Source organism: Vibrio sp. JC009 (assembly GCF_029016485.1).
GTDB lineage: Bacteria > Pseudomonadota > Gammaproteobacteria > Enterobacterales > Vibrionaceae > Vibrio.
In genome coordinates, this window is record NZ_CP092106.1 from 1,849,167 (window position 1) to 1,858,457 (window position 9,291).

The following is a 9,291-nucleotide window of genomic DNA, read 5'->3' on the forward strand; positions in this document are numbered from 1 at the left end:
ATTTAGTTAACTTTTGTATAACCAACCCCCTCTAACTCCCCCTTCTAGTTACTTTATCAACCACTTAAGCTTTTCGATCAAGGGGGAGAACCGTTCTCTGGTCACTTTGATATTTGTGTATAACGCTTTAAACCTGCATTGGGTCATTTCAAGCCATTTGCATACCTTGGCCAAAGGTACACGCCGTAAGTAAAGAAAATACAGGTCTAAACAGTAATCTTCCCGCCCGACTTTTCATACCACTGCCCGGCCTGAACCGTCTTGTTCCGCCCTTCGTGTTTGGCGCGGTACAGGGCCTGGTCAACCAGCATCAGCGCTTCCAGGCTCTCATCTTTGGCTTCCGGATAACAGGTATACACACCAAGACTCACAGTAAGGAACTCTTTCACAACCGAGTGCGGATTGGCGATTTTCAAAGCTTCAATCTCATAGTGAATACGGTTGGCTACCGTGCCTGCGCCGGAGGAATCGGTATCGCACAGGATAAAGGCGAACTCCTCTCCCCCATAACGGTAAACATTGTCCATCGGACGCTTTAACGCCTTTTTCAGCGCAGAAGCCACCGCCACCAGCACTTCATCACCATAAATATGGCCGCGGCTGTCATTCAGCTTTTTAAACTCGTCGATATCACACATGATCAGCGAAAACGGCATATTGTTGCGGATATGATTGCGCCACTCAGCGGACAGGCTTTCGTTAAACAGCCTGCGGTTACCAACCTGAGTCAGGCTGTCTATCATACTCAGCTTTTTGAAGTTATCTCTGGCCTCGTTCAGCTCCCGCCTGGTTATCTCAGCTTTGGTGACATCTCTGGCGATAATAAAAACGCCCGGCTTTTGCGTCTCCGGGTGGATATATCTGAATTTTCTTGCATCGATATAAACAGGCAAGCCTTTGTCATCCCTGCTCTCGTCAACAATCAAAAAAGGTTTGCCTGTATTCAGTACATTGCGGTCGGATACATTAAATTTCAGGTAAATCTCTCGCGGAGCCACTTCTTTTAGTGTTTTGCCAAGCAAATCACCCGGGTCTTTAATCCCCAGTGGTTTTACAAAAGCCGGGTTACAGGCGAGATATCTGAAATTATGGTCCATCATACCGATAGCATCCGGGATATCCTGAATCACGGTATGGATAAGGTTGGTATTTAGCGGGTCCGGAGCAAAGTCGTCTGGCAGCTCCCGGATGGCATCAAGGGTCACAAGGCGGCATTTCGGGCCAAAGAGTATCGCCAGCAGACTGTCTGAAGAAGAAGTCACGCAGGTATCGGGAAGATTGCTGATATTATGCAAACCAGCATACCTCGCTCTGGCCGCTTTATTGGCAAACGATATTTTTCCCTGTTTGTCGGTAACAAACATGGGAAGATTGACGCTGTTTAGCCCGTAAATGGTTCCCCACTTAAAGACAATATACAGCAAGGCAATCGACAAAAAGACAATTAACAGTAACCAGCCTGACATTTTATAGAACGCTATTTTAATTTGACTAGTCTTTATACACTGTTGAGTTGGATGCTACAACTGATTCATATGATTTGTGTAATGGTGGTGGAAAAGTGAGCAGGTTTTAGGCTGGTATGCCAAGAAAGCTATCAGCATAACTTTAATGCACAAATATTAAAGTGACTAAAGAACGGTTCTCCCCCTTGAGTAAAAAAGCCTAATTGATTGATAAAGCTAATAGAAGGGGGAGTTAGAGGGGGTTGCTTATGCCATGCATGGTTTACTACCAAACTTAAACCCATGAGAAACAACCCCTCCCTGCCTCCCCTTCGATGTTACTTCTTTGAAAATCCGGCCTTTCGAGGTTAAGGGGAGGAGCATTCTTTGGCTCCTTAAACTTGTGTATAAAAGTCAGCCTGTAACCCTGACTCTTATACACAAATATTAAAGTGACCAGAGAACGGTTCTCCCCCTTGAGTGAAAAAGCCTAATTGATTGATAAAGCTAATAGAAGGGGGAGTTAGAGGGGGTTGCTTATGCCATGCATGGTTTACTACCAAACTTAAACCCATGAGAAACAACCCCTCCCTGCCTCCCCTTCGATGTTACTTCTTCGAAAATCCGACCTTTCGAGGTTAAGGGGAGGAGCATTCTTTGGCTCCTTAAACTTGTGTATAAAAGTCAGCCTGTAACCCTGACTCTTATACACAAATATTAAAGTGACCAGAGAACGGTTCTCCCCCTTGAGTGAGAAAGCCTAATTGATTGATAAAGCTAATAGAACGGGGAGTTAGAGGGGGTTGGTTATGCTATGCATGGTTAACCCCCAAAAACTTAAGCTCATGGGAAACAACCCCTCCCAGCCTCCCCTTCGATGTTACTTCTTCGAAAATCCGGCCTTTCGAGGCTAAGGGGAGGGGTTTTCTTTGCCCCATTAGACGTGTGTGTAAAGGCTGTCTCTTTAGAACCCGTAAGAAGCACCAAATACAAAGGCGTTATTGGTGTTGTCTGAACCATTACCCTGGTTGCGGTACTCGAAGTATGGCTGTACGCCTGCGCGGGTCCAGGTGGCGCGTAGCTCGTGGTCCATGGTGTCGTCACCTTCGTCGCGGATAACGTAAACGTTGTTGTAGCTTAGTGCCAGTTTTTCATTTACAACGTAACCAATACGGTTATCAAAGCGGGTTTCGTCACTTAGTCTGTCATCTTCCTGAGCATGGTAGCGGGTACGGTTGCTCAGAGACAGGCCGTTATCGAAGTTATAGCCGATTTTAAATAGCGGACGGTACTGTACTGTTTCACCGTTGTTGACTAAATGGTGGTAACCAACTGCTGCCCAGAAGTTATCGGTAATATTGAAAGCCTGTTCAACACCAAGCGTTACCCATGGCGTAACCCCTTTCCCATGTTCATAGCTTTCATTGTCATAGCCGCCTAAACCAATACCATCAAACTCCGTAAGAATAGTAGTGCCAGAATCAAAAGTATGGCCTGCTTCCAGTGTGGATGTCGCATCCGGCTGCGCATCCGAATGAAACTGCACATTACCGGTCACATAAGAAGAGCCTGCAAATGCGGTGGATGCGAAAGCCAAAGAAAGTGCGCTTAGGGGAATAATTCTTTTCATAATAATCTGCCTTTTTCTTAAATGGGTTCTCGTTGTTGTTTGTAAAACGGCATTAAAACCGTTGGGGGATGAGAACGAGAGGCATGATGCGCCGGATTTTTCCATTCAGAAAATGACGTGCGATTTGCTGGAATAGAGCTCAAATGTCAAAAAAGATGAACAGCATCAGAGCTTATTTTTCAATGAGTTAAGAGAATCATATGGAAAATTACGACATGATATAAATCCCTGCTTTGACCTGATTAGTCATATCTGCGCCCTTTTTCTGGTCGCAAATCACAGCGGATTTAGAAGTCATTTTTTGCAATTTAGAATTTTACAGGCGGGAGTTTGATTTAGCTCACAGAGCCCGGACTGGCTTTTCTTCGCCAGTCCGGTTGTTTTTATTGCTTACTCTTCAGGTTTTTCCACAATTTCAGCGTCTTCGATCTGCTGAGCACCTTCAGCACTTGCATCTTCTAAAAGCGTACTGCTGTTCAGCTTCTGTTCAAAGGCATCCACTTCCAGCGGTTTCTCAAAGTACCAGCCCTGGAACAGATTCAGGCCTTCGCCTTTCAGCAGTTCGAACTGCTCTTCGGTTTCAACGCCGTCAGCAGAAACGGTAATATTCAGCTGCTGAGCCAGTGACATTACCGAGCGCACAACCGCAACGCCGGACTGAGTGGCATCGGTCAGATTATTAACAATGGTACGGGCGATCTTCAGACGGTCAGGGTTGAACTCACTCAGGTGACCAATGTTGGTGTAGCCGGTACCGAAGTTATCGATAAACAGCTTCATGCCCATATTGTGCAGCTGACGGATCTTATCCTTGGCCTGTTCGTTATGCTGCATCAGCACATCTTCGGTTACCTCAAAGGCGATAGAGCCAGGCATAACATCGTACTGCTTAACGGTTTTCTCAACTTCAGTGATAAAGTTAGCAGCCAGAAGCAGTTCGCTGGTGGCGTTAATGGAAACGGTCCAGTCCTGATCCCACATGCCCTGCTGCTGCCATTGGGAAACCTGTTGGATGGTATTGCGCATCACCCAGAGCTCAAGCTGAACAGAGACGCCCTCTTTCTTGGCGATATCAAACAGCTTACCGTTTGGAATCAGGCCACGAACCGGCTCAATCCAGCGGATATAAGATTCGGCACCGATAACGGTCTGGTCTTCATTAAACTGAGGCTGGAATACCAGATGGAAGGCGTTCTCACGAATAGCCACATTTAAAGACTCTTCCAGAGGCAGCGCCGTTGCCACGCGGATATCATGCAAAATTTCAGCAACGCCCTGCAGCTGAACATTGGTATTGCTCAGAGCTTCAGTAAACGCTGAGTTAACGCGCTCAAACACCTGCCCATTCTGGATAATGTTCTCATTGGTGCGGTTAGAAGACTGCTCAATCAGGTAGCCCATTCTGTCGATCTCTGACGCCATATTAGTAATGGCGTTCACCATAGAGTGCGTCTGCTGCTGCATATAGTGCGAGTAATCGTTCAGAGAAGTTTCCATCTTCTGATACATATTGGTCTGCTCAGTATAAATCTGATTAACCTGCTCTGACTGCTGCACCGCAAGGCGGTTATTTTCAGCCAGGCTGTCGCTGAATGCCTGCACCACAGTTGAGCCTGAGTTGTTTTCCAGCAGAGTAAAGAGATCTGTCCAGACCTTGTCCTTGCTGTTGATCAGGTTTATGGTGTCGTCAATGGATTGCTGAACTTTTCTGAAGTTCTCATTGATAACCTGCTGCTGCTCTTCTGAAATACCGTCGATGGAATTGCCGGCTCCCGGACCTGATTCATCATCCGCACCCTGAACGTGCTCTTTTTCAAAAAATCCGTTCAGATAGTTAGAAGCAAGCAGAATACTTACCGAGGCACTTACACCGAGAATAGAGGTCAGGAAGGCAAAGGACATGGAGTCCAGAGCCGTACCGATGGAGCTCAGCAGCGCTTCCATTTTTTCCGAGAAGTCACCGTCTGCGCCCATACCAGCTGCAATACCGGCGATCATTTCTGACAGACCGATAAAGGTACCGATAAGACCGAAAGAGACCGCCAGTGATGAGGCCAGTGTCACCTGACTTCTGAAGTGAGCGAGATGACTTGCATCCTTATACTTACGAATAAAGTTATACGCAAAAACAGAAAGCGGATAAAAGTAGGTCAGCGTGATCAGTACCGTAATTTCAGGAGAAAGCGTAAGGCACTGAGAGACCAGTGCGTTCGCTGCCGGAAAGAAGTAAACAAACGCGGGTATGCCTAAATAAAGGATTAAGCCAAAGATATACATCTAGTTTATCTCCCATTCCACTGTCGATAATACATTTGTTGTTGTTTGCATTGAGGTTTCAACCTTTATTTCTGACGGCAACTTTAAATAGGCTAAAAGTCGCATTAAATTGACGGTATTTTTTTTCACATCATCCCTGCTGTGAATAATTATTTTTACTTTTTTTGCCTCGAGCATTTGTGAACGGATCTGCTCGATAAATTCCTTTTCTAATTTAAAGTTAATCAGGTATTCGAACTGGTGTTCATCCAGATTAGCGCGCATCACATCGTGGTAAACGATGGGGCTGTACTTGTTTTCATCAATATCGTTGATTGAGTGCTGCTTTGCGGCCGAACTTAATGAGGTGGCTGTCTGCAGCATAAAGAAAATACTGACCAGAACCATTAAGATCAAAGCGGAAGACAGTGCATCCACAAAGGGGGCCAGAGTATCATCATCCATCACTCTCTCCTGTATTTCCGGTTGAAGGCGCTTTTTTACCGCTCTCTTCAGGGAAGAGATGGATATCAATAAAGCAACTGTTCATTCTGTCATCTTGTGACACAACATTAATATGCTCGATGGGGTATGAGCCGGCGAAAAACTGGTTTAGCGAAATATAATTAAAAGTCGCAATATGCACCATTTCATTTTCATTGGTATTAAAACCAAAATTGCACCCGGTCTGATAAGACTTAACCCTGTCATTAAAACTCATGCCGTCCACCGTCAGCACCAGGTCTTTCAGCACTTCCCGGCTGACATATGGCGTTTGCAGGTTATAACGGTAAGTCACTTCATCAATCTTAATCAGACCTGTGGTTGGCATGATAGATTGCACAAAGCCGATAAGGCTGGATATAACAACCAGTATTATCACGGCCAGTGAGGCTGTAATAGCGGCAACAAACCCTATCATCTACCACACCTCAAACTTAATTTCATCTGGTAACACACTTAATATAAACCCGAGCACACTGACTTTATCGTTAACAACAAAAACCTGAACATCCATACCAAGATCAAGAGACAAATCCAGGAACTCATCATCGGGCTGAATGGTCACCCGGTAATAACGTTGCCCTGCGTGGCTTTGATCTTCATAACTAATAGAGTCAGAACTCAATTCTATAATGGTGCCGTTGAAGATTTCATTAAATCCCGGCGAATTAATCTTCAACCGCACTTTTCGTCCAATACTTAAGAAATGGCGGTAGCGGGAATCAAACTTAGCTTCAACCTGCTGCGATGCCCCTTTCTTTTTCAGAACAAACAGAGGCGCAGCTTCCTGAATAAAGGTGCCGGTGGAGAGCCCTTCGGTCAGCTCCAGAATGCTGCCGTCAATAGGAGAACGGATAACCGATTTAAGCTTCTTCTCTTCCAGCAGTCTTTTGGTGTATTTCTGCTGGGTAATAAGGGGCTGAATTTTGTCTATCTGCTCTTCAAGCGACAACAGGCGCTCTGAACGGCGCATCTGGAATACCATCAGTTTGTCATTAAGCTTTTTGGTGGCATCGATGGAAGAGATCTGGTGGTTAATCACTTCCGTCTTAACGTTGGAGAGCTCAGTGTCTACATCGTAAAAACTGACGGTTGCCCCTTTACCACGGCGCAACGCGTTTTTCTTTTTAGTCAGGATTTCTTCTTTGTTCAGCAGTTCGCGCTCTTTTCGCTGCCTTTCCTGCTCAACATTGAGGATGTAGTGCTGCTCTTGCAGATAGTCTTCGTAAAAACTCAGGATATACAGGCCACCCGCGCTGGCTAAAAGCGCTGTGCCTTCACAGCCATGATCCAGTTTCTCTCTGGTCACCGAAGCAAACTGTGGCCCGGTTAAGAAACAGCGCTCGTTGTGATACACATTGAGCAGCTTTTCATTCTGCTCCAGCTCTTCACTGGTCTGCTTCAGACGGTATTCATCTTCCAAATTGCGGTACTTTAACAGCGGCTGCCCTTCCGTCACTTCCTGCCCCTGAGCCACCATCAGCTCCACAATATAACTGCTGGTTGGCGCTTTAACCGAGACGTTACTCTGCTTAATACCGGTAAGACCGGTGCCCGGCGCAACCACCTCCACTTCCTTATAAAGCAGAATATAAACGACCGCCACAATGGCCAGTGCCGCTAATATCAGTTTATTTCGGTGTTTGCGTAGGTTCATTGCTTACTTATGCTTCCGGGAAAATTCTCAATCACAGTAACTTCTGTGATTTCAGGGTTTCTAATTCGTACAGGGTATCGAACAAGTTTAAATCAATTTCAAGCAGAGTTTGTTTAGCGTTGTTCAACTTTTTAATACTGTCTACGATATCCTTGTAGGTTACCTGGTCCGTGTATATCTCTTCTTTCTGGTTCTCAATCAGTCCGGCCAGGATATCGACCTGATCCGCTGTTTTCTGGCGTTTAATCTGCTGCTGGTTGTAGTTGGTCAGATTCGTTCTGAACTGATCCATATATTGCTTATACTGCTTATCAAATCTTAGCTTTTCCGCCTCATACATTTTATAAGCCGAGTCCTGATCTGCCTGGGTACCCTGGTTAAACAGATCCAGCTCCAGGTTCAGCTGAATATAAGACTCATCAGTATCGCCCCAGGAGTGGCTATTGGTGTCGCCATTGGTCATCAGGTAGTTTTCAGAGGTCAGTTCAACGGTAAAACGTTCACGGGTAGCCTGAGCGTTATAGAGTGAGGATTTCAGGTTTTTCTGAATCTTTCTTAGCTCAGAGTTAGTGGCTATCAGCTCTTTTGGCGTTATTTCCGGAACGTCCATCGCCAGATATGGCTCAAGGCGTTGGTAGTTGACACCAATTTTATCCATGGAGATATTTTCATCCGTCCCCAGATCGATCCCCGTCTCTTCACTCAGCTTTTTAAAGTACTGCTCAATATTTGAAACTACCGAGTATACAGAGTCATCAAACTCCGCTACGGAAAGCTTAGCTTCCATTGCATCGGTCTGGGTGGAAACACCCTCGTTTGTGGAATTCACCTGCTTCAGGTAATAGATCTCTATTTCTTTACGGAACTCTTCCGCTGTTTTTTCATATTGCCGTGTCAGTTCTACTTTGGTTAAATATTTTAAAACGGTGTAATAAATGGATATTTCCTGAGCTTCTAAGCTGATATTTCCTGCATCCAGTGACTGTTGACTGGCGGCAATTTTATCTTTTACTGCACTGCCATAAAGTTTTGAATTCAGCTTGAGTATGAACTTCTGAGTTTCTGTGGCATCCGGTGTCGGGCTGCCGTAATATTTTGTGGTCTCAGAGTTCATTGTCGCCGTCGGGTAGTAATACTTCTCTTCTTTGTCTTTTAGAATGGTCTTTGAGTCTACTTCTTTACCAAGTGCGTGATATTCCTTTGAGCTGCTTAGGGCCAGTTCAAAAACATCATCAAAATTAAGCAGGTAGCCGTCTTTTGGCGTCAATAAAACCGGCTCAGAAACGGCCTCTTCCGGCTCGCTGAGCTCAATGGCTAAATTTTCGGTTTCCTGAGTTTCCGGTGCTTTGGTTTCTGCAATTTCTGATTCAACGGTTTCAGTTTGTTGAGGTTTTTCCTCAGCAGATTCTGCAACCATTTCTGCTGCCGGTTTATTATTTACGTCAGAAGAAAGCTGAGGTTCTTTATTCAGAGATTTACATCCCCACAATAAAACACAACCGCAACAAGTTAGCACAAATTTATAACATGCCACTTTCTTATAATTTCTCATCTGATCGTACAATTCCTAAACAGCTCACTGATAATACAGTGCCTAAAAGCGCGCGCGTAAATAGCCATGTTAGAGCAGCCTCTAACCTAAAGCAATAACTCAGGGTTAAGTATACTATTAATATATTTCATTTTTAAATAGCTAATTTTTATCTTTGAGGTTCATCCTGATTAAATAATAGGACAAAAAAACGCCAGTCAGGTAACTGACTGGCGTTATTAGGTTTTATTATGAAGCTTGTTTCAGA

At 44.9% G+C, this 9,291-nt stretch carries 7 protein-coding genes; all 7 read right to left on the reverse strand.

All coding sequences use genetic code 11. The features are described 5' to 3' along the window. Positions 1–206: 206 nt before the first annotated feature. The 7 genes from L3Q72_RS08375 to L3Q72_RS08405 all read right to left on the reverse strand — a co-directional run bounded on the left by L3Q72_RS08375 (position 207) and on the right by L3Q72_RS08405 (position 9,044). Complete coding sequence (locus L3Q72_RS08375; RefSeq protein WP_275129497.1) at positions 207–1,466, reverse strand: GGDEF domain-containing protein; 1,260 nt, start codon at positions 1,464–1,466, stop codon at positions 207–209. A gap of 943 nt (positions 1,467–2,409) precedes the next feature. After that, the gene (locus tag L3Q72_RS08380; protein WP_275129498.1) at positions 2,410–3,075 is read right to left on the reverse strand and encodes an oligogalacturonate-specific porin KdgM family protein; all 666 of its coding nucleotides are present in this window, start codon (positions 3,073–3,075) and stop codon (positions 2,410–2,412) included. Between the two features lie 390 nt (positions 3,076–3,465). Then, positions 3,466–5,352 (reverse strand): EAL domain-containing protein, encoded by a 1,887-nt coding sequence (locus L3Q72_RS08385; RefSeq protein WP_275129499.1) that lies wholly within the window; start codon positions 5,350–5,352, stop codon positions 3,466–3,468. Continuing rightward, complete coding sequence (locus L3Q72_RS08390; RefSeq protein ID WP_275129500.1) at positions 5,353–5,796, reverse strand: hypothetical protein; 444 nt, start codon at positions 5,794–5,796, stop codon at positions 5,353–5,355. It abuts the gene before it with no gap. Next, on the reverse strand, positions 5,789–6,253 hold the full coding sequence (locus L3Q72_RS08395) for a hypothetical protein (protein ID WP_275129501.1): 465 nt from the start codon (positions 6,251–6,253) through the stop codon (positions 5,789–5,791). Before L3Q72_RS08395 ends, L3Q72_RS08390 begins: the two co-directional genes overlap by 8 nt. Continuing rightward, positions 6,254–7,492, reverse strand: coding sequence for an HlyD family efflux transporter periplasmic adaptor subunit (locus tag L3Q72_RS08400; protein ID WP_275129502.1), 1,239 nt, complete (start codon positions 7,490–7,492; stop codon positions 6,254–6,256). 31 nt (positions 7,493–7,523) lie between these two features. After that, entirely contained in the window at positions 7,524–9,044 is a 1,521-nt protein-coding gene (locus L3Q72_RS08405; protein ID WP_275129503.1) for a TolC family protein, read from the reverse strand. Positions 9,045–9,291 lie beyond the last annotated feature (247 nt).

Bases quoted from the DNA above. Each gene is read 5' to 3' on its own strand.
- L3Q72_RS08380 (WP_275129498.1), bottom strand. From the start codon at position 3,075: ATGAAAAGAATTATTCCCCTAAGCGCACTTTCTTTGGCTTTCGCATCC.
- L3Q72_RS08405 (WP_275129503.1), bottom strand. From the start codon at position 9,044: ATGAGAAATTATAAGAAAGTGGCATGTTATAAATTTGTGCTAACTTGT.
- L3Q72_RS08400 (WP_275129502.1), bottom strand. From the start codon at position 7,492: ATGAACCTACGCAAACACCGAAATAAACTGATATTAGCGGCACTGGCC.
- L3Q72_RS08390 (WP_275129500.1), bottom strand. From the start codon at position 5,796: ATGGATGATGATACTCTGGCCCCCTTTGTGGATGCACTGTCTTCCGCT.
- L3Q72_RS08395 (WP_275129501.1), bottom strand. From the start codon at position 6,253: ATGATAGGGTTTGTTGCCGCTATTACAGCCTCACTGGCCGTGATAATA.
- L3Q72_RS08375 (WP_275129497.1), bottom strand. From the start codon at position 1,466: ATGTCAGGCTGGTTACTGTTAATTGTCTTTTTGTCGATTGCCTTGCTG.
- L3Q72_RS08385 (WP_275129499.1), bottom strand. From the start codon at position 5,352: ATGTATATCTTTGGCTTAATCCTTTATTTAGGCATACCCGCGTTTGTT.